Origin of the sequence: Alteromonas oceanisediminis (assembly GCF_018474025.1) — a bacterium.
Classification (GTDB): Bacteria; Pseudomonadota; Gammaproteobacteria; order Enterobacterales; family Alteromonadaceae; genus Alteromonas_E; species Alteromonas_E oceanisediminis.
In genome coordinates this window covers 132,144-132,483 of the sequence record NZ_JAHCTA010000009.1, presented here as the reverse complement: position 1 = coordinate 132,483, position 340 = coordinate 132,144, and the positions used below count along the sequence as shown (strand labels likewise).

Here is a 340-nt window from a genome sequence, read left to right as displayed (position 1 = left end):
GCAGTTAGTGTCGTTTTACCGTGGTCAACGTGGCCGATTGTACCTACGTTTACGTGCGGCTTATTACGTTCAAACTTTTGTTTTGCCATGTCTATCTTCCCAGCAAAGTGCTATTAGTTACGGTTGTTCACAAATGAGATGGGGAGAAATGGTGCTGATAGGCAGATTCGAACTGCCGACCTCACCCTTACCAAGGGTGCGCTCTACCAACTGAGCCATATCAGCACGAACTTGGAGCGGGCAGTGGGAATCGAACCCACATCATCAGCTTGGAAGGCTGAGGTAATAGCCATTATACGATGCCCGCGTTCCTTATTCTCTGACCCACCTCATAAGAAAG

1 protein-coding gene and 2 tRNA genes are annotated in these 340 nt (G+C 48.5%); all 3 read right to left on the bottom strand.

All coding sequences use genetic code 11. The annotated features are described in order from the left end of the window. Positions 1–89 (bottom strand): GTP-binding protein (locus KIU71_RS15345; RefSeq protein WP_250207563.1); only part of this gene is annotated, 89 nt, incomplete at its 3' end. A gap of 60 nt (positions 90–149) precedes the next feature. Further along, positions 150–225: transfer RNA gene (locus tag KIU71_RS15340), tRNA-Thr, on the bottom strand. 7 nt (positions 226–232) lie between these two features. Continuing rightward, a tRNA-Gly gene (locus KIU71_RS15335) sits at positions 233–307 on the bottom strand. Between the last annotated feature and the right edge of the window lie 33 nt (positions 308–340).